Raw genomic sequence first — 21100 nt, forward strand, 5'->3', positions numbered from 1 at the left:
TTCAAAAGAAATATAGCCTAAATAAAAATATGAAAGTTCTATTTTAAAGCCCTAATAAAACTGACCTCAATTACAGTATATCAAAAAATAGAAAGTAGTAAATAAGAGGCCGAATAAAAATATTTAAGGTAATTAAAGGAAAGAGGAGTATAAATATAGAATACATAATTATATATAAATCTTGTCTTATTTATGTAAATTAATAACAACAGTCTTCTTATGCTTATTTATCTTAAAGGTAAAACGTATTGGAGGGAAACTCATGTCAGAAAACATATTTAACAAAGAAATAAAATTGAAAATGGGTATATTTATTGCTTTAGTTGCTGCTCTTATCATTAGTATAGGGATAGTAGGTTTTTTAATTAGCAGGGATGGTAGTGAGATAATAGTAAGTAAATCTGAAAATGTTGAAATTAAAAATTCTACTGTAAGGAACTCACCGCTAGTTACAGATGCTGCAGAACAGACTAAGGATGAAATAATAGAAGAAATAAAGGTATATGTGGTAGGTGAGGTCAATAAACCCGGTGTTGTCACTTTAAGGAAAGGTCAGATAATTGAGGATGCTATTAAAGCTGCCGGGGGGCCTACTAATAAGGCCGATATTGAAAATATTAACCTTGCCTTTGAACTTCAAGAGAATGTTATGCTTAAAATACTTCCAAAGGTTGATACGACTGCGGTTAATGGCGGTGTAAAAAAACAGCAGACAAATTCTTCGGTGAGCTTTCCGACTCCAGCTTCGAGCAAAAATCCGGGTTTTACAGGAATAGAAATAAAAAGCGACAGCGGAGGTGTACTACTGAATGAAAAGGATGATAAGGATACTTCAAAGGGTAAGATAAATATTAACCTTGCTACAGAGGCGGAACTGGATACATTACCTGGAGTCGGACCATCAACTGCAAGTAAAATAGTTTCGTTCAGAGAGAAGTCCGGTAACTTCAAAAAGATAGAAGATATTATGAATGTTCCTGGAATAGGAGAGAGCAAATTTGAAAATATGAAGGATTTTATTACTATTAATTGATTCTTCATTGGTTATATATATACTTTTAGAAAAATATTGCAAATAGACATTTTCGCAAATCGAAAGTATAATTCTATTTAAGAGTTTAGAAAAATAGTAATAATTATAGGGGGGGAATTTTCAGGCAGATTTTTGTCTGATAACACTTTATGAGAAGGTTATTGATCGTTTTAGCTGCAGTGTCTGTTATGATTTCATTGTTTGGATGCAGTAATTTATTTGATAGTAAAAATAATAATAGCAATAACAGTAAAGTGGAAGAAACACTTAAAGTAAGCCCAACTGTAAGGATACTTGTTGAAGGTGAGGACTTAATTGGACCAAGCGGGCAACCCTATGGTGAATTAAGCAGGGTTGATCTTGATGATAGTATCTTATCTCAAAGTGCAAAAAAGGAGACAATTACATTGTATTTTGGTGATTCAGAAGCCGAATTTGTTGTTCCTGAAAAAAGAGAGGTTGAATTGGAAGCAGGAAAAAGTATTGAGGAAGTAGTTATGAAAGAGTTGATAAAGGGGCCTGAAAAAGCAGGTATAGATTCTGTTATACCTGAAGGTACAAGACTTATATCTGTAGAGACAAAGGATGGTATATGTAATTTAAACCTTTCAAAAGAGTTTATTGATAACAACTATACAGGTTCTGCAGGAGAAACTATGACAGTGTATTCTGTAGTCAACTCGCTAACGGAGCTACCAGGAGTAAATAAGGTGCAGTTCCTAATTGAAGGTGAAAAAAGAGAAGTTTATTTGCATATGGCATTTGACGCACCTATAGGGAGAGACGAAAATATAATTAAAAAATAAAAATTTAGAATATTTTGCTTTAATTTCTCAAGATAAAAAGCCGCTTAATGACGGCTTTTTATCTTGGGAAATTACTTATGGAGTGCTTGACATACGGGGTAGTATAAATAATGCTGTTATAATATAGCCAAGAATAATTGATGTACTTGGCAAAAACATAGCGTAAATAAATATTTTTTTGATTTGTTCATGTCTTAATTGACGAAATTTCTCAACTCTGGTATTTCTCATTTGTGTGATTCCCCTTTCGAATGTTTTTACATATTATACCATGTGCAAGGGTTGGTAACATTATTTCCAGCTGTATAATAAATTATTCAAATTAAATTAGATTATATATACGCTTAAGTGCTAGAAAAATCGGTTTGTTATATCCTGGGAAATGTAATTTAAGATGAATTGGAACCCAAGAAATATATGTCAATTAATTATTGACAAGCTAAGATTACAAGCGTAATATCTAAATTAGATAATAGTAATTTTAAGGGGATGTTTTAAAAAATGAATAAGGTTCCAAACATTTCTGATTCTGAATGGTATATAATGAAGGTGATTTGGAATAGGTCGCCAATTACTGCAAATCAAGTTATTGAGGAACTTGAAGGTACTATAGGCTGGAAGCCCAAAACAATTAAAACCCTTATTTCAAGGCTTGTCAGAAAGGAAGTATTAGGATTTACTAAGGAGGGTAGAGAGTATTATTACTACAGCCTTGTTACCGAGCAGCAATGTATATTCAATGAGAACAGAACTTTCTTAGAAAGAGTATATGGAGGCGTTTTTAAGGAAATGCTTGCGGCTTTCTTAGAACATCAAAAGCTGACAAATAAAGAGATAGATGAAATCAAAGAAATTCTGGATAACAAGGTCAGATAAAGTTATTGTCCAAATAATAAACTTTATATTGGATGATATAGTTTGGATTGTTTGATTGCTTTAGTGTTTTCAAATGAAAACTGTTGAATTTGTTTTTAAGCCTTTTAAGGTTTAACATTTTTATTATTTAATCTAGGAGGTCAAAGGGATGTTTAAAAAGCTAGTAGCAGCCATATTTGTTCTATGCTTTGTGTTTTTGCAATTTGGGGCCGCTTATGCAGAAGGAGTCAACGAGGTTTTGAATCCGGGATTTGAAGAAAGTAGTTCTGAAGCTACTTTTTGGGAAAACAGGATTTATAACACATCACCAGGTGCCGGAGAAATAAGTGTGCAAACTGCACAAGCGCATTCAGGAAACAATTGCGTCAGAATTACAAACAGTGTAGGAAACGATTCAAGGGTTGTTCAGGTTGTGCCGGTAAAGCCAAGTACACTGTATAAAATTTCAGGCTGGGTAAAGACTGAAAATGTGGGCAATGAAGGAAAGGGTGCAATCCTTTCAGTGTACATGATGATGATTTCTACAAAAGAACTTAAAGGTACAAATGATTGGACCTATGTGGAATTCTATGGACGAACAGGACCGGACCAACAGGCTCTGGAATTTACTGCAGGAGTAGGCGGTCATAGTGGTGAGAGTACAGGAACTGCATATTTTGACGACTTATCAGTTGAGGAAACATTGAACGTTCCTGAGGGTGCAGCTATAGAGAACCTTTATACACCACAGCAAGGCAATCAGGGGACGGGCAACACAGAACAATCAGACAACAAGGGTTGGATAACTGCTTTGATAGTTGCATTGGCAGTTGCTATAGGTGCAATTATATTTTTTTGTGTTCAGAATGTCAGGAAAAGCTGATGACAAGAATACTGAAGCAGCCAAATAATCAACAAAATGGTACTGACAAGAGTAATTTTGAAGGTATTTCAAATACAAAGCCGTTTAAGATAGACAAAAAAGATATGATTATTATGTCAGTTATGACGCTTGTATATGCAGTAATTGCAATTTATAACCTAGGCTCTACAAATGTACCGGAGACTTACTGGAAACCGTCTGCATTGGGTACTACTTTTAGTGTAAATTTTGACCGTGAATATGACATTTCAAAAATAGCCTTCTATAATGGAGTTGCAGACCTAAATTTAAGGATCGAATATCTTAGGCCGGATGGTAATTACGAACCTGTTGCTACAATAAAGCAGGATGTGTATAAAGCATTTATGTGGGATTCCGTAGTTACACAGTTTAAGGCTAAGACACTTAGATTTAAGGTGCAGAAAATCGGAGGCACTTTAAATGAAATAGTCTTCTTTGAGCAGGGCAGCAAAGAACCTATAAAGAATTTCACTGTGGAAACTGAAAAAGTGAGCCAGAACGATAAGGGTACAGTGCAAAACCTTTTTGATGAACTGGATGTTGGGGATTATGAAAACAACTACATGAATTCAACCTATTTTGATGAAATATATTTTCCAAGGACAGCATTCGAGAACATAAACCGTATGGAACCATACGAGACTACACATCCGCCTCTTGGAAAGGATATTATGGCTTTGGGCTTGCTTATTTTTGGTGTAAACCCATTTGGATGGCGTATAATGGGAACTTTGTTTGGAGTTGCTATGATTCCGCTTATGTATCTTTTTGGCAAGAAGATATTCCGCAAGAGGATATACGGATTTATCAGTGCATTCCTAATTATGTTTGAGTGTATGCATTTTGCTCAGACAAGAATTGGTACAATTGATTCATATGCAGGGTTCTTTGTAATTCTGGCGTATTATTTTATGTATGATAGCTTTATGAACAAGTCATATGAAGTGGGATTCAAAAAGAGTTTATTGCCGCTGATGCTTGCCGGAATATGCTGGGGGCTTGGCTCTGCAAGTAAATGGACTGCGGTATATGCAGGTGGCGGTCTTGCAGTTCTTTACTTCACTTCGAAGTTCCTCGAATATAAGAGTTATGAAAAGTCGTTGAGGAAAAAAGCATTATCAGGGGGTGCAAGGCAATCTAAAATACGTGAGTGGTTTTCTAATAACTTTGTGCGCACATCCTTGGCCTGTGTAATATTTTTTGTAGTGATACCGGTAATACTATACACTGCTTCATACCTGCCCATCATAACGCTTCCGGGCGAGGGACATAACCTTGGAGAAGTTTGGAGATACCAGGTTAATATGTTTGATTACCATTCGAAATTAACAGATACGCATGCATGGGCATCGCCGGCTTACTCATGGCCTTTGATCCAGAAGCCTTTGCTTGAATACAGGAATATGAGTCTTCCTGGAGATAGAACGTCATTGATGTATGTTATGGGAAATCCGGCAGTCTTTTGGTTTGGAATTGTTTGTGTATTTGCTGCAATATTAATAGGTATAATGAAGAAGGATAAGAGAGTGTTCCCTATTTTAGTGGCGTTTGCATTTCAATACCTCCCATGGTTCAGGGTAAGCCGCTGCATATTTATATATCACTTCTTCACATCAGTGCCATTTATGATACTGTGCACTGTGTATGTATTAAATTTCCTGAGGGAAGATTTTCCAAAAATTGTGGGAAGGGATTTTGGCAGCAAGGCAGCAGGGGAAACTACCTATAAAGTTTCAACAGCATTTATATACAGTTATCTTGTAATAACACTTGCGTTGTTTATATTCCTTTACCCTGCGATTTCGGGAATGGAAGTTCCGACAACTTATCTAAACTGGGTTAAATGGATCCACATAGCGTAATAGATTTGAGATATCAAAATAGGCTGATTTAAGAATGATTTTAGAGCATTTAATACTAATATACACCTATTATCATTTCGTAAAGCAGAATAAGAGGTGGCATTGACCGTTAGGTCCATGCCACCTTAAATTTTAGCTGCATGGCAATAAAAAGGATATAAAAACAGAGGATGACTAAAGCGTCATCCCATGTTTTTGTGTATATATAAAATTATCATTTAGGGCATTTAAGATTTGGGTAGACTATACACCCGTAAAATTAATCCTTAAAGACCACTTTTATGGTTCTGTTCCAAATACAAGCTTTCCTGAAATATATACTGGAATCTTGCTATTTTGTGCATAATCGGAGGCTGTTGAACTAAAAGAGTAGTCATTAGACTGACTATAGTTGCTCCAGTCATTTTTAGAAAACCTTGCCTGCACATCTACGCTTTTACCCGGTTCAATAGACCCTGCTCCGCTTGAAAAACTAATTTCAAGGTAGTAGTCTGCTCCACTTTTTGAAGAAGAAAGTTTGTTAAAGGAGCCAGTGACGTTGGAATTACCTGCAGAGCTCCAGTCACACCAGAAGGTTTGAGGTTTGTCGCCATCGATGGTATAGTAATATCTCAATTTTACAGTAGATAGGTTTATACTTGAACCACTGTTGTTTACAAGCCTTAATCTTGGGGTTATGCCGTTTGTAGAGTCTGTTCCATTTCCATTTGCACATTGAACTACGATCTTACCGCTGCTGCTTGAAATATTATTATTTGTATTATTATTGTTATTGGAGCTAAAGCCGCTTGATGTTGAAGGGCTTGGAACAGCTAAAGTAGTATTGTTTGATGACGGCGGAGTATTTAAATTCTGGGAAACGCCAGAAGAGACTTGTTTTCCGTCTGGTTCCGTTCCAAAGGCAAGAATACCGTTATCATAAACAGGAATATATTTGGTTTTTACTGTGGAATTTGCTGCAAGATCCTTATACGAGTAATCATTTTTTGGATCGAAGTATGAAGTACCTTCGGGTGCGGCTATTCTGAACTGCACTTCCTTTTTGTAGTCTGACTGTCCTCCGGGGAATATCTTTGTTCCACTAAAGTCAACAGTTACATAATAAATATTGCCATTATAAGGTTTGAGTTCAGATATTTTTGACCCTTGATTATAATTTGCACTTGCCTTAATGTCGGCAGCAGAATGGCCGGAACTTATTACTTCACTTAAATCAACGAAGTAGTTGAAAGTCAGGTTCTCACATACTCTTGCCGGCCATGCAGATTTATTATTTACAACTGCCTTTATTTCAATAAAATTACTTCCTGATGCGTTAATACCGGCTTCTACATAGACTTCATCAGCAGTTTTTTCTTCTATTCCGTTAAAGGTTTCAGAAGGACTACCTGCATATGATTGGTACATCCTTGCCAAAAGACCTACAAATCCTGCATTGTAATCGCAGGCTACCTCATTGCATACATAATCATTTATTTCATCTTTGTAGCTGTCTGCTGCATCAGGTCCTCCAACAAGTGCCCCATATAATGTATGCATGTGCTTATCAGGGATTGTCTGGCTATTGGCCCAGGATCCGTGAGATGTTCTGTGGTGAGGATGCTGTGGAGAGGTTTTTCCGAAACCTACAACAAAACTTCGGCCACTGCTGCCTAAAGCATAGTTTGCCTGGTTTTCTGCAAATTTTATATAGTTTTTTGCTTTTGTTTTATCTGATCCTGACCAGTCTGAATATACGCATGCAAGAAAAGCTGTTGTAGTTGCATATCTCAAAGAACCCCATTGATCAAGCCATGCAAGGCCTTTTGGAGTGTATTTAATATGGTCTCCACCAGAGCTGTTTGCCCACCAGTCAAGATGCCTTTCTATGTTTTGCTTATGCTTACTGTTGCTACCTGAAATTTTGGCAAGCAGAAGTGATGCTCCGTAGTGTACATCATCCCAGCATTGACTCCATTTGTATTTTATAGTTGTAGATTGAGGTTCTGTTCCCCACTTAGACACATATCCTTCTGCCTTATTAAGGTAAGAATTATCATTTGTTGCAAGATAAAGCCAGGCGCCTGCCCATGATAGCTCATCATAAAAGCCGCTCCAAGATTTGTAGAAGCTGTTGGCAGCAGTATAGCCTGCATCACTTTTTGTACTGTCGGCAAACTCAAATAGTTCCTTAGCATGTTTCAAGCATTCTTTAGAATAGGCAGCATCTATATCCTTAAAGATAATAGCGGCAGAAGCTAATGCGGCAGCTGTTTCAGCAGAAACTGCAGAGCCGGGAGCTGATTTATCCAGTTTGTATGAGGGCCTATCCATCGGCAAGGCTTCAGCCGGTCCCCACCAGGCGTGGTCAGCATCTCCGCTGCCAACCTGGTAATAGTAGACATCTGCTTTGGGGTGACACTTAATGAAGTAGTCGGTTGCCCATTTTATATTTTCAAGTATAGGATCAAGCTGCCCGCTTTTTTTGAAGGCATCTTTGTATTCATAAACCGACCAGCTTAGCATTGCAGATGAATATGCCATCGGAAGGTTGAATTTGACATGGTCACCGGCATCATACCAACCCCCTGTAAGGTCAATACCCGCGTCTTTTCCGTCATTGAGCCCGGAATCTCCGCGCCAGTTAAGGCGAAGTACAGTTGAACTAAGTTTTCCGGAGCGCTGGCATTCATAAAAGAATATGGCTTTCTGAAGCGCTTCACCATAGTTGTATGGTCCTGTAGCAGGTGGCTGTGCAGGGATATCATTTTTATATTTGTATTTATACTTACCATTGTTCTCAATATTTCCAGAAGAAGTTGCAGAAGAACCATTTTCTTCAGAAGAGTTTGTTTCAGCAGCACTTTCTGTTTTTGAGGCGTGTTCAATAACAAGACCATTTTTTTTCTCTATATATATGTGATACATTGCATTAGCCATTGCAATATCAGCCTGTGCCCAATAACGGTGATAGGTCATAACGGGGTCTTTTCCGTTTTTAACTGTTTCACTCACCTTCTTGAAATCTGGATCGTTTTTATAGTCAGGGCGCATATCTACAAAGGATATACCGTTCTTTAGCTGTGCTCCCTGGCCATTTGTTCCGCTAAAGCCTTCCGGTATATAAACTTCATCAAAAAAGCGCTTATAGTCTTCTCTTTTTTCGGATACTGCAATACCTTTGTCATCTCGATAATTCTTCCACATTCTGTCTAAAAGCTCTTTAGCTGTATCCTTGGATTTTGCATCCATTGTACTTCCGTACTTTTCAGTTGCAGCTGCATAGTATATAAGTGTTTTTGAATAAGCTGCAGCTACACCTACGTCATTTGTGTAATCCTTAACCTTACAGTGAAGGTTAGGATTTTCGGTCGATTTACCGGTCCATGTGTCAGGCTCTCCTGACCATTCAAGTGTTGAAGGTATTTCATATGTACCGTCACTTTTTAATTTTGTATTTGATAAAGCCCATTTAACCCATTTTTCACAGACAGGCCTTATATTTTCATCTCCTGAAAGGTAATAATATTCCATTACTCTTTCCATAGACCATGCCTGGAATCCAAACCAATTGTTGCTGGAAGGATCATGATATACAGGCTGGTAATCATATGCCATATCATAGAATGTGCTTTTATTCGCGGGATATTTGGAGTATTTGCCTTCCCAGCTGTTTGTTACCCCTCCTGCAATTGCTCCTTCAGAACTTTGCAGGTATTGGTAAAGTTCAATTTGGCGACTGAGACTTTTTTTCCAATCTTCCTGTGATCCCTGTGATTTAGGCTTTAATGCAGCTTCCTGTGATAAAGCGTATGCTGCAACTGGATTTTGATAACCCTGGTGGCAATGAGAGCTTCCAATTCTCCAGCTCCATGCCCCGTTAATATCACCGCCCCAGGAGGCATACCATGATAGCAGGTAATGACAGCTGTCATAGCCTGTTCCTGCTGTTGACTTATCCTGGACTCCAATTGGTCTGAAGTATTTGTCGAAGAATGTATATCTTAAATAATCTCCCATTTTGGCAGCTTTATTGGAATAGTCGACAATTTCTCCATCCACACCCTGTTCTTTTGCCCATATATAGGCCCAGTAAGAAGCTTGAACCTGCCTTGCATCAGCATCAGAAGCAGATGTGTAACGCCATTGCTTGGAAGGCTGACCGAAACTCCCAAAGAGGCCTAAAAATCCGCCTTTTTCACCTGCACCCCATTTAAAGTCCTCCCATGCTGGATGGGGAACTGTTTCCCAAACTGATTCCTCAGCACCGCGCTGATAAGTATTAATGTAAGAGCACCTGCTTGTACCGTCACCATGGTTTCCGTATTTATAAAAATTGTCAACATCAAGCAGCCAATGCATTTGGTATATAGATTTGGAACCATATGCTGAAGCCAAGCTATCTGCTATTGGGTCGGTTCCTGTTGGAGCATTTTCACTGCCCGAAGTAGGATATTCATTGGGAGTATTTGCTTCGGGAGCAAATTGCGCAGGCTTTGCAGGCGGATATTTATCAGTTCCTGGTTGGTCACTTTGTGCATTTGGAATTATGTATTTTTCTGTTTTGTCCCAGGCATCCTTATAATATGACCAGTCCCCGGTAAGTTTAGCGTAAGTGGCACCTAGCCAGGTCATAAAGCTGAATGATTCACTTGTTGTAAGATGGCCATAGTCAGGAGCTTCCACTAATAATGTCTCAATTGAATGATAAGGTACACCTTCTTCACTAAGGTAGCCTTTTGATTGAATGTCATTAAACAATTCCAGAAATCTGTCAGAGTATACTGTTGCATTTGAGGATCTTGAGGATGATGCAGGAATCTTACCATTCGGAGTATTGAGGGTAGCTTTTGTACCTCTATTTTGTGCTATTAATATCGTGCATGCTACAACTAGAGCTACCCCTAAAATAGCGGCTATCTTTTTTCTTTCTTTTAATATTCGATAAATTTTCATAGAATCGTCACCTCCAAACAATAATTCGCCGGAAGGGGTAGTTTTTGTATACATAAATATATATGGAGCGTGCATTTTTTAGTTTAAGGCTGATTTATTGTAAATAGGCCATGGAGCAGCCTATTTATAAAACTGTGATTTTTACAGTTGAACTGAAATTTTTCCACTATTCAATATAAAACACAAAGTATATTATAAAAATGATTATAGCTTATTCTAATCAACAAATTCTGATTTTAAAATCTATAGAGCATAACAATGCTGTAGCCCGATTCAAAAGGAAAATATTAATAGGGAGGTTATACTATGAAAAGAAAATTACCAGCTATAACGGTATCATTAATAGTTACTGTTGTAGCAACATGTACCTTGGGGGGGAATTGCAAAGAAAAAGTGTATGCATCAGAAATAGGAAATGCAGCAGAAGTGGCTTCTTCAAATGTTGAATTCAATCAACTTGAAATGCCAATAATTTCAATCAATACTGTTTCTGGAAGTGAAATCAGTTCTGAAGAAGAATATGTTGGCGCACAAATCAGTATAATTAATGATGAAGGCAATTATGAAATGACTGATATGAATACGTCAATAAAACTTCGCGGCAGCAGTTCCATGTATGCAGAAAAGAAAAGTTACAAAATGAAATTTGAAGAAAAACAGAATTTGCTTAATGTTGGTGGTGGCGCAGGAAAGCCATGGCTTTTGATAGCGAATTATTCTGATCATTCCCTTTTAAGAAATTTTACTGCCTATCATTTTGCTGATAAACTAACCGGTATGTCTTATTCACCAAACTGCCGTTCTGTAGAAGTATATCTTAACGGTGAATATCAAGGTGTTTGTTTACTTTGTGAGGATAATAATGTTAATAAAAATCGCGTAGCGATTGAAGAAGCACAGGATGAAGTCGAAGACAATGGATATTTAGTTGAAATGTCCAGATATGCTGGAGAAAATGTGTTTGCTGTTGATACAGCGAGTTATGTAATACAAAGCAATTTATCTGAAACAGCGTCAATAAAAGAACAGCAGATTACTTACATATCCAAATACATTGAAGAATCCTATAATGCCTTGAAAAATGGTAATAAAGACGATGTAAAAAAACTCATTGATATTGATTCATTAGTTGATATATACATCGGCAATGAAATTGTAAAAAATGTTGATGCCGGCTGGGATAGCTTCTATATGTACAAAGATGTTAATGGAAAACTCTGCTTTGGTCCTATGTGGGACTTTGACCTTTCTATGGGAAATGCAAACTGTGTAAAAGGATTTGACTCATGGGCAGGATTTAACCCATATCATGTTTTAAATGTCAATGCAAATGCAAATCCATGGTTCTGCCATGCACTTTCATATGAATGGTTCCGTGAATTGGTAAAAGAGCGTTGGAATGAACTTCAGAATGATCTTAATGATATACCAAACATAGTTATTAACGAAGCTGAATCAAATTATCAGTCTTATTGCAGAAATTTTGAGAAGTGGGATATATTGGGTAAACAGACGAATATATCACCAGCTGAAATAGTTGCACTTCCAACATATAAAGACCATTATACTTATCTTAGCAATTGGTTATCCAAGCGTATAAACTGGTTAACAGAATACTATAATAGTGAAGATTTTACAAATGGAGTTTTTGTTAAAGAGGATGGCAAAAAACTATCTTCTGATTCTAATTTAGTGGAATTAAGTTCAGTCCTGGCATTTGGATGCTCAGGCTATGAAATGTTACCAAATACAGGAATAGCTGTGTCATTTGAAGAAGGTGGTTCAGCTTGGGCACAGGCTTGTGCTACTGGTTTTATGCTGGAAGAAGGAGCAGAATATGTACTGTCTTTCGATTACAAATGCAGTAATGAACTCACTGTTCCATTAGCTGTTCAAAAAAACTATAAACCTTGGTCACCATATTATTCGGAAGAAATAAATATGACTAATGAATTTCAACATTTCGAAGGTACTTTTAAAGCCACTGAAAATGACTCAAACTGTGCTCTTGCTTTAAGCCTTGGCGGAAGTACCAAGGGTACAGTTGTTACTTTTGATAATATGAGTCTTGTAAAGAAATCTACTTCAACTTTTGTATACGGCGATATAAACGGCAACGGTTCCGTAGATTCTATTGACTTTGGCTTGTTAAGAGAATACATTTTAGGTATGCGCAAAAGCTTCGAATATGAGTATGGAGCAAAAGCAGCAGACGTATACCCAGATGGAAAAATCAATGCTTTAGACTTTGCATATATGAGAAAGCATATCTTAGGAATAATATCTACTTTCCCTGCTGAAGAATAATAGGAATTTTTCAAAAAGGCAGCTCTTTACGAGTTGCCTTTTTTGTATGCAGGCGGTGATATTTGGTTGCAAGACAAAACTCTACATAATATGAAGATTAGCAACATAATATGCAGGATTTCCTAAAAATGTGTAGAATATAATTATATATATAATCATTAGTTGCAAAGTATTGGATTATGTTAATTACAATTTAGGTGTCAAAATGCTTCAAAGCCAGGTGAGAAACACTTGTACAATAGGGGTGAAAGTATGATAGATACCTTTAGCAGAAAAATTACTGATTTGATTAAAGATAGTATTGATGGTATTACTCCTGAAAAAGAAGAGATTATTGATTATGGCTTAAAGATAGCTGTTTACGAAAGTTTGATTTTAATTTTTGAATTTTCTGTTGCCATATTTTTGGGGGTTTTTAAATACTTTTTAGTTGCCTTTACAATATATGGTTTATTAAGAATAGTAGAAGGCGGAGCACATATGAACTCTCGTATAAAGTGCTTCATATCATACTGTATAACTATATTTGGGATCATATTCCTGTCAAAGCATGTACGGATAGGTAGTTTCTACTGCTCCATACCACTATTTATTATAAACTTTTGCATGGCATATATATATGCACCAGGGGATACATTGGAAAAACCTATACTAAGAAAAAAGGATAGGTTTCGTTTAAAAGTCCTTTCTTTGATTTTTATTACCGTATTATTTGTTGCAGCATGTATTATCTGGCATTTTGATGAAGTTTTTTTCAATATCATTATACTGGTATCAATATTTGTAACATTTCTTCTGTCTCCAATAGGCTACAAACTTACAGGATCTAAACGAAGCAGTTGATTTTAGAAGGTTGGGGGAAAACATAGAAAGGAGGTGAGTTGATAGTTATGGGCAAATTTCGTCATAGCATTCTTTCGATTATCGCCGTTTTTGCTACGTACATTGCAATGGTATCAGCAGACAGATGTTTTCCATTTTCGATCTACCAGCCAAAAGTGCCTAAATCCTTAATTAAGTCCGAATAAAACTACGCTAATAAAAAGGCAGGATGATTTGCATCCTGCCTTTCAATAAGAAAGAAATTATCAATATATAATTTCAAGTTTCTGTGAAAATACATTGTATTTTACTTGTGTATGAAGTTTGCAATTCTTTTTATATTTGTCTACTATATTTCGAATTTCCCATAAACCGAATCCGGTATGCTCTTTTTTGGTAGTGTATCCATCTTTGAATATGGTCTCAATATCTATATCTCCCGCACAGGAATTATTTACTTCAATAAACAGGCGGTTTTTATCAGCATTTTCTCGTATAGCCAGCTCAACAAATCTTTTCTCAGTTTCTACAGCTGCTTCAATTGCATTATCGAGCAAGACGCCTAATATTTTACATAAATCATATGTTTTTATATTATTTAGCTTGATTTCGCAAATAACATTAATGGTAAGGTTTACATTTTTTACTTCGGCATAAGATATCTTTGATAATAATAGCCCATATATAGCTGGATTATCTTTTATATAAGAATTTAGAGGAATAAGATTATTTATTTTCCTTGTTTCTGACATCATCTGACTGTAAAACTTCCGAAGTCCATCCATATCATTTACTGAAATATACCCGCCTATTACTTGCAGCATATTATTGTGATCATGTTTAAATCCACGTAAGCTGTTAACCATTTCATTCAGATTCTGAGTATATAGTTCCTGGAACTCCAAATTTTGCTTTAGAAGTTCCATTTTACCTAACCTTATACTATTAAAGGCGTTAGTTATAACAATAATTGCAAGAGAAATTGAATTATATACATATAAAGGTGTTGAACTGAAGCCTATTGAATTATCAATGTAAAAAAGATTTGGAAATAAAAGAAGAACAGACAATATTATATTAATTACAATTGAAAGAGTTCTTTTTTTGTTCAAATCTTTAGGAATTTGTATTTTTATCTTAAAAGACATTATTACCATTACTATAAGAAAAAGAAATATTGCACCAAATATCTGGCCTATAAGCTGTTCTCCCAAAGAACTGAATGTCCAGTTAGAACTCAGTTTAAGAATAGTTAAGGAAGTAAGAGATACGACAGCTTTAAGAAAATAAATCATACACGTAACAGCAATACTTTTTAACATACTGAATCTAAATATAAATATAAGGCTAAGAAGCATCATAATTATATAAATGGCAAAATAAACAGTTGAAGGAGACTGAGCTAAAAAGGTATATGAAATACTGCTGGAAAGTCCCATAATTAAGGCGTATGGAAATACCTTTTTCCAATCAATTTTCAAATTAAAAATTACAAATAAAAAGACTCCGATAATAAGTTCCTGTGTAACACCGGTCAAAGTTAATGATATAAATTTTAGTGCTAACAATATTTTTCCTCCCCTTACTTTTAAAGTTTTGAGTGTACAAAGGAATGGCTGAAATTATAGCCGAAGTTATAGCCGAAGTTATATTGTCAGCATTCCTAAATGATTGTGTTGCCAACAAACATCCATATTTAAACAATCATATGCCATATTTCTACATAATGTGACAAAAAGTATTGTATCATAATTATGAAAATCATGAAAGAATTTTTTGGGAAATTAAAAGTTTGATTTTTACAGAATTATATGGAAGGTTAACTTTCTGTCGGATATGCCTCTATTTAGAAGCATTTACAGATTAGAAAATATATTAATACTACGTTGACAATAAAAGTTCAAATATATATAATTTATATTATATTGAAAATTCGGCTGTGATGAGAAGAGTAAATTGAGGATATCCCAAAAGAGAGAAGGTACCAAGGCTGAGAGTACTTTCTGGGAAAGTCAATCGAAGACCACCTCTGAGCTGAAACGTTGATTACGTTATAATCGCAATGAGTGCAAACTAGGGTGGAACCACGGGAATTGACTCTCGTCCCTTTATCAGGGATGGGAGTTTTTTATTTATTTTTAGGAGGGATTGATCGATATGATTAAAATCACTTTAAAGGACGGAAGCGTAAAGGAATATAATAAAGGAATTACCATCAAGGAAGTTGCTGAAAGTATAAGTGCAGGGCTAGCGAGAGTTGCGCTTGCTGGTGAAGTTGACGGAAAGGTGAAGGATTTGAGCTATGAGCTTAATGAGGATTGTAAGTTAAGCCTCATGACTTTCGATGATGAAGGTGGAAGACATGCATATAGGCATACAACATCTCATATTATGGCGCAGGCTGTCAAGAACCTTTATCCAAATGTTAAACTTGCGATAGGACCGGCGATAGATAACGGTTACTACTATGATTTTGATGTGGAGAAGCCATTTTCTGTTGAAGAACTTGCTCAGATTGAAGAAGAGATGAAGAAAATAGTGAAAGAGGACTTAAAGCTTGAAAGATTTACTCTTCCAAGGGATGAAGCAATAAAATTCATGGAGGAAAAGGGTGAACCCTACAAAGTTGAACTTATCCGTGATCTGCCTGAAGGAGAGATAATATCATTTTATAAGCAGGGAGATTTTGTTGATCTTTGTGCAGGTCCTCACTTGGAATCAACAGGTAAAATAAAGGCATTCAAACTTTTGTCTGTTGCAGGCGCATACTGGAGAGGAAATGAAAAAAATAAAATGCTCCAGAGAATTTATGGTACAGCATTCTCCAAAAAGAGCGATCTGGATGATTATCTGTTCAGGTTGGAAGAAGCAAAAAAGAGGGATCACAGAAAGCTTGGAAAAGAACTTGATTTGTTTGATATATATGAAGAAGGTCCAGGTTTTCCATTCTTTATGCCTAAAGGAATGATGCTCCGCAACCTCCTTGAGAATTACTGGAGAGAAGAACACAAGGCAAGAGGCTATCAGGAGATCAGAACGCCTATAATTTTGAATGAAGACTTGTGGCACCGTTCAGGTCACTGGGATCACTATAAGGAAAACATGTATTTTACAAAGATAGATGAAGGCGATTATGCTATAAAGCCAATGAACTGTCCAGGTGGAATGCTTGTATATAAGAGAAAACTTCACTCGTACAGGGATCTGCCCCAGAGAATGGCAGAGTTAGGTTTGGTTCACAGGCATGAGCTTTCAGGTGCTCTTCACGGATTGATGAGGGTAAGGTGTTTTACTCAGGATGATGCGCATATATTTATGACTCCAGAGCAGATAAAGGATGAGGTGTTGGGTGTTATTAATCTGATAGATGATTTCTACAATGTGTTCGGATTCAAGTATCACGTTGAGCTATCTACAAGGCCGGAGGATTCAATGGGTTCTGACGAACAGTGGGAGATGGCAACAAATGCTCTTAGGGATGCCTTGGATGCAAGAAAAATGAACTATAAGGTAAATGAAGGTGACGGAGCATTCTATGGTCCAAAAATTGACTTCCACCTTGAGGATTCAATAGGCCGTACATGGCAGTGCGGTACAATACAACTTGACTTCCAGATGCCTCAGAGATTTGATCTAAACTATGTAGGTGCAGATGGTGAAAAGCATAGACCTGTCATGATTCATAGGGTTGTATTTGGAAGTATTGAGAGGTTTATAGCAATACTGACAGAGCACTTTGCAGGTGCATTCCCTACATGGCTTTCACCTGTTCAGGTTAAGATACTTCCTTTAATAGATAAGCATCATCAGTTTGCCGGTGAGGTAAAAGCGGCATTAGAGGCAAAAGGTGTAAGGGTTGAAGTGGATTTGAGAAATGAGAAGATTGGCTATAAAATCAGGGAAGCTCAGCTTGAAAAGACACCATATATGCTGGTAATCGGTGACAAGGAACTTGAAAACGGAGCAGTTGCAGTAAGATCTAGAAAAGATGGTGATCTAGGTTCAATGGCTTTAAATGATTTTGTTAACAAGATTGTAGAAGAAGTAGAGTCTAAAGCTAAATAAGGATGGTATTAAACTATAGAAGAAGGTGAATTAGTTTTTGCCTTCTTTTTATTTTTGTTGTTTTTAAAGTAATATCCTAAAATCTAAGGGGTTAAATGTCCATGAGGTTTTTCTAGTTTTTAACTTTATATTGCCTCTGTTTTTTATAAAAAATCTATGATAAAATTCTAGATAAGTTTTGCAAATCGAAAAAAAAGAAGTGGGGTAGAGATTAGTGATCGTAATTAAGCCATATTTTGTTATTGAATCTGATATTAATGGTGATGAAATTTTAAAGCATATTGAAAAGGCGGGAAGGGTATGCTATAAAAGTGAAGATAAAGCTACAGAAGTATCTGCTGCTGATTTTGTAAGAAAGATTATCAAAAATGGGCATGAGGCTGTTATTGAACACTATTCCATTACAGTGAAAGTAATATGTGACAGGGGAGTTACACATGAGATTGTGAGACATAGAATTGCTTCATATTCACAGGAAAGTACAAGATATTGTAATTACAGCAAGGATAAGTTCTCAAATCAAATTACATATATTGAGCCATGTTTCTGGGATACGGCAACTGAAGAAGGAAAGAAGAAGTATGAAATATGGAAAAGTGTAATGGAATATACTGAGCAAAAGTATATGGAATTGCTTGAAGCAGGTGCAACACCTCAGGAAGCAAGAAGTATTCTTCCGAATTCACTTAAGACAGAACTGGTTATGACTATGAATCTTAGAGAATGGAGACATTTTTTCAAATTGAGGGTAGCTACGGCAGCGCATCCTCAAATGAGAGAAATAGCCATCCCTTTGTTAAATAAGTTTAAGGAGTTAATACCGGTTATATTTGACGATTTGAGCTGTTAAGAGATAAGTGTATAATATTAAAATAATTAAAATTATTTCGTAAAAAATAATTGACATGAAATGAATTATCTGATAATATGTAACGGTGTAATAAAGAAGAAGTCATCCACTTCTCACCTTACAGATTGGTTCTGATAGGGTTAATAGTTTGAAGTTAAGTTTATTAACTTTGCTTATTAAGAGATAAGTGGATCGGTTCTTTGATCCACTTTTTTGCGTTTGTTAACACAAGACTGTAAAATCTGCCCGGAGGTGTTTTTTATTAACAAAAACGAATTGATGATTAATGAGCAAATAAGAGATAAAGAAGTTAGATTAATTGATGCTGATGGTACTATGCTTGGAATTGTGAGTTCAAAAGATGCTCAGGTGCTTGCAAATTCAAAGTCTTTGGATTTAGTAAAAATAGCTCCTCAGGCAGCGCCGCCAGTATGTAGGATAATGGACTATGGTAAGTATATATTTGAACTAAACAAAAAGGAAAAAGAGGCAAGAAAGAACCAAAAGGTAGTTAGTATAAAGGAAGTAAGACTATCTGCTTCTATTGAAGAACATGACTTTGAGTTTAAGGTGAAAAATGCTGTTAAGTTTTTGAAAGATGGCGACAAGGTAAAAGTCAGCGTGAAGTTCAGGGGTAGAGAGATGAACTATACAGCTTTAGGCGAACAGGTACTTCAAAAATTTGCAGAATCTGTACAAGAAGTTGGAACAGTGGAAAAGAAACCTAAGCTTGAAGGTAGAAATATGTTAATGATACTTAATCCAAAGCAGTAATAGTGAATAAATAAGGAGGGAACATACAATGCCTAAGATTAAAACTCATAGTGCATCAAAAAAGAGATTTAGTTTAACCGGTACAGGTAAAGTAAAAAGAGCAAAAGCTTTTAAGAGGCATATTTTGACAAAGAAAACTACTAAAAGAACAAGAAACTTGAGGAAATCAACAATAGTGTCAGATGTGAATGCAGCTACAGTTAAAATGTTGATTCCATACAAGTAAGAAGGAGGGTAAGGTTTATGTCAAGAGTAAAAGGTGCAATGAGAACCCGTGCAAGACACAAGAAGATCTTAAAGCTTGCTAAAGGTTATTTTGGAATGAAGAGTAAGAACTACAGACTTGCAAACCAGGCCGTTATGAAGTCATTGGTTTATGCATATAGAGACAGGAAAGCTAAGAAAAGAAGTTTCAGACAATTGTGGATAGCTAGAATAAATGCTGCTGCAAGAATAAATGGACTTTCTTACAGTAAGTTTATGAGTGGGCTCAAAAAGTCCGGAATTACATTGAATAGAAAAATGTTAGCTGAGATGGCAGTTAATGATGCAAGTTCATTTGCTCAACTTGCAGAAAAGGTTAAATCAGTAAAATAAGTTTAAATATAAAAAGGGGGCCTTAAGGGTCCCTTTTTAGTTGAACCATTTTTTTAATGCCTAAGAAAGTGAATTACTTTCTGGCATCAAAAAAGTTTACCTAAAGGCTGTTTTCTGCAGAGAAATACCCTAGCTATAAATCGGCGAAGCCGACTTTTTTATATACTGACCTGAGGTGATAAGATGAATTTTATCAGTAGTAGCCAAAATCCTGTCATTAAGGAGATAAAAGCTTTAAAGGAAAAGAAGTATAGAGACCAGACAGGTTTATTTTTTATTGAAGGTATACGATTTGTTGAAGAAGCATTAAAGGAAAAGATAGAAATATCAAAAATTCTTGTATCCGACAAGCTGGCAGATGTGCATGGAGGAAAAGAAATATTGGAGCAATTGGAGAATTCTAATTGCTGTAATGTTTACACGCTTACAAATAAACTATATATGGAAGTTACTGACACGGAGAATCCTCAGGGGATACTTGCGATTTTGAACAAAAAGTCAATTAGCCTTGAATCGGTATATGATAATAAAAACTTCTTTTTAGTTTTAGATTCTTTACAGGATCCCGGGAATATGGGAACAATAATAAGAACAGCCGATGCAGCAGGGGTTACTGGTGTAATAGTATCTAAAGGCTGTGTGGATGTATACAATCCAAAGGTATTGAGGTCAACCATGGGATCATTGTTTCATATACCGATTTGTTACAGTGAAAATATATTGCAGACCCTTGAGGAAATGAAGAATAAAGGAATAAGGCTTTGTGCGGCACATCTTAGCGGCAGCAAAAATTATTTTGAGTTGGATTATAAAGACAATATTGCTATAATTGTCGGAAACGAGGCTAATGGGATAAGCGATAGTGTTGCAGGTATTTCAAATGAGTTGGTAAGGATACCTATGGCAGGGAAAAGTGAATCGCTGAATGCTTCGGTAGCGGCAGGTCTTTTGATGTACGAGGTATTGAGGCTTAGAATGAAAGGATAAGAGTGCAGAAAAAGTACACTTATTTTTAAGGAAAAATACAGATTTAAAAAATATTCCTGAAAGTTGAGACAGTACGTCTATTTAGGATTTGCAAATATTTGAATGTATATCTTGAGTAGGATTAATAAATTCCTTATTGAGCTCGATGTGTTATAAAAATGGATAAATATAGCATCACAAGGAAATCTTCGGTTAAGAAGGTTTTCTTTTTTTTATATAAATGTTTGAATATTTCTATTTCGCATATAATAAAATTACTGCTAAAAAAAGTATGAATTTTTTTGGTGACAATACTTTTTGTAC

At 36.0% G+C, this 21100-nt stretch carries 16 protein-coding genes and 1 other annotated feature; of the genes, 14 read left to right on the forward strand and 2 right to left on the reverse strand.

Annotated features, from left to right (window positions below; genetic code table 11):
- Nucleotides 1–262: 262 nt before the first annotated feature.
- The 5 genes from ACECE_RS0214120 to ACECE_RS0214140 all read left to right on the forward strand — a co-directional run bounded on the left by ACECE_RS0214120 (nt 263) and on the right by ACECE_RS0214140 (nt 5460).
- A complete protein-coding gene (locus tag ACECE_RS0214120; protein WP_010248345.1) occupies nt 263–1033 on the forward strand; it encodes a helix-hairpin-helix domain-containing protein in 771 nt (256 codons plus the stop codon).
- Between the two features lie 149 nt (nt 1034–1182).
- Nucleotides 1183–1839, forward strand: a complete 657-nt coding sequence (locus ACECE_RS0214125; RefSeq protein WP_026073846.1) for a GerMN domain-containing protein — start codon at nt 1183–1185, stop codon at nt 1837–1839.
- 501 nt (nt 1840–2340) lie between these two features.
- Nucleotides 2341–2715 carry a BlaI/MecI/CopY family transcriptional regulator gene (locus tag ACECE_RS0214130; protein ID WP_010248349.1) on the forward strand — a complete coding sequence of 125 codons (375 nt, stop codon included), beginning with the start codon at nt 2341–2343 and terminating at the stop codon, nt 2713–2715.
- 148 nt (nt 2716–2863) lie between these two features.
- Nucleotides 2864–3577, forward strand: coding sequence for a carbohydrate binding domain-containing protein (locus ACECE_RS31795; protein WP_010248351.1), 714 nt, complete (start codon nt 2864–2866; stop codon nt 3575–3577).
- Nucleotides 3577–5460, forward strand: a complete 1884-nt coding sequence (locus tag ACECE_RS0214140; protein ID WP_010248352.1) for a phospholipid carrier-dependent glycosyltransferase — start codon at nt 3577–3579, stop codon at nt 5458–5460. Before ACECE_RS31795 ends, ACECE_RS0214140 begins: the two co-directional genes overlap by 1 nt.
- A 279-nt stretch (nt 5461–5739) precedes the next feature.
- Here ACECE_RS0214140 and ACECE_RS32175 read toward each other — a convergent pair whose 3' ends face one another.
- A complete protein-coding gene (locus ACECE_RS32175; protein WP_010248355.1) occupies nt 5740–10395 on the reverse strand; it encodes a glycoside hydrolase family 48 protein in 4656 nt (1551 codons plus the stop codon).
- Nucleotides 10396–10701: 306 nt separating this feature from the next.
- Between ACECE_RS32175 and ACECE_RS0214150 the strand changes: the two genes are divergently transcribed.
- The 3 genes from ACECE_RS0214150 to ACECE_RS32090 all read left to right on the forward strand — a co-directional run bounded on the left by ACECE_RS0214150 (nt 10702) and on the right by ACECE_RS32090 (nt 13730).
- Nucleotides 10702–12702 (forward strand): CotH kinase family protein, encoded by a 2001-nt coding sequence (locus tag ACECE_RS0214150; RefSeq protein WP_010248357.1) that lies wholly within the window; start codon nt 10702–10704, stop codon nt 12700–12702.
- A 252-nt stretch (nt 12703–12954) separates the two neighbouring features.
- Nucleotides 12955–13545 (forward strand): accessory gene regulator ArgB-like protein, encoded by a 591-nt coding sequence (locus ACECE_RS0214155; RefSeq protein ID WP_010248360.1) that lies wholly within the window; start codon nt 12955–12957, stop codon nt 13543–13545.
- 47 nt (nt 13546–13592) lie between these two features.
- Nucleotides 13593–13730, forward strand: coding sequence for a cyclic lactone autoinducer peptide (locus tag ACECE_RS32090; protein WP_083878634.1), 138 nt, complete (start codon nt 13593–13595; stop codon nt 13728–13730).
- A gap of 60 nt (nt 13731–13790) precedes the next feature.
- Here ACECE_RS32090 and ACECE_RS0214160 read toward each other — a convergent pair whose 3' ends face one another.
- Entirely contained in the window at nt 13791–15092 is a 1302-nt protein-coding gene (locus tag ACECE_RS0214160; RefSeq protein WP_010248363.1) for a sensor histidine kinase, read from the reverse strand.
- 589 nt (nt 15093–15681) lie between these two features.
- On the opposite strand from ACECE_RS0214160, the gene thrS reads away from it, so the two are divergent.
- From thrS to rlmB, 6 genes are all read left to right on the forward strand, one after another.
- Entirely contained in the window at nt 15682–17589 is a 1908-nt protein-coding gene (gene thrS, locus ACECE_RS0214165) for a threonine--tRNA ligase (protein ID WP_010248367.1), read from the forward strand.
- A 214-nt stretch (nt 17590–17803) separates the two neighbouring features.
- Complete coding sequence (gene thyX, locus ACECE_RS0214170) at nt 17804–18439, forward strand: FAD-dependent thymidylate synthase (protein ID WP_010248370.1); 636 nt, start codon at nt 17804–17806, stop codon at nt 18437–18439.
- A gap of 87 nt (nt 18440–18526) precedes the next feature.
- Nucleotides 18527–18662 (forward strand) — a sequence feature (ribosomal protein L20 leader region).
- 56 nt (nt 18663–18718) lie between these two features.
- Nucleotides 18719–19213: a translation initiation factor IF-3 gene (gene infC / locus ACECE_RS0214175; RefSeq protein WP_010248374.1), complete on the forward strand. Its 495-nt coding sequence runs from the start codon at nt 18719–18721 to the stop codon at nt 19211–19213.
- A 28-nt stretch (nt 19214–19241) separates the two neighbouring features.
- On the forward strand, nt 19242–19439 hold the full coding sequence (rpmI, locus tag ACECE_RS0214180; RefSeq protein WP_010248376.1) for a 50S ribosomal protein L35: 198 nt from the start codon (nt 19242–19244) through the stop codon (nt 19437–19439).
- Nucleotides 19440–19456: 17 nt separating this feature from the next.
- Nucleotides 19457–19810, forward strand: a complete 354-nt coding sequence (rplT, locus tag ACECE_RS0214185; protein WP_010248379.1) for a 50S ribosomal protein L20 — start codon at nt 19457–19459, stop codon at nt 19808–19810.
- 183 nt (nt 19811–19993) lie between these two features.
- Nucleotides 19994–20797: a 23S rRNA (guanosine(2251)-2'-O)-methyltransferase RlmB gene (gene rlmB / locus ACECE_RS0214190; protein ID WP_010248381.1), complete on the forward strand. Its 804-nt coding sequence runs from the start codon at nt 19994–19996 to the stop codon at nt 20795–20797.
- The last annotated feature ends 303 nt before the right edge of the window (nt 20798–21100 follow it).

Origin of the sequence: Acetivibrio cellulolyticus CD2 (genome assembly GCF_000179595.2) — a bacterium.
Classification (GTDB): Bacteria; Bacillota; Clostridia; order Acetivibrionales; family Acetivibrionaceae; genus Acetivibrio; species Acetivibrio cellulolyticus.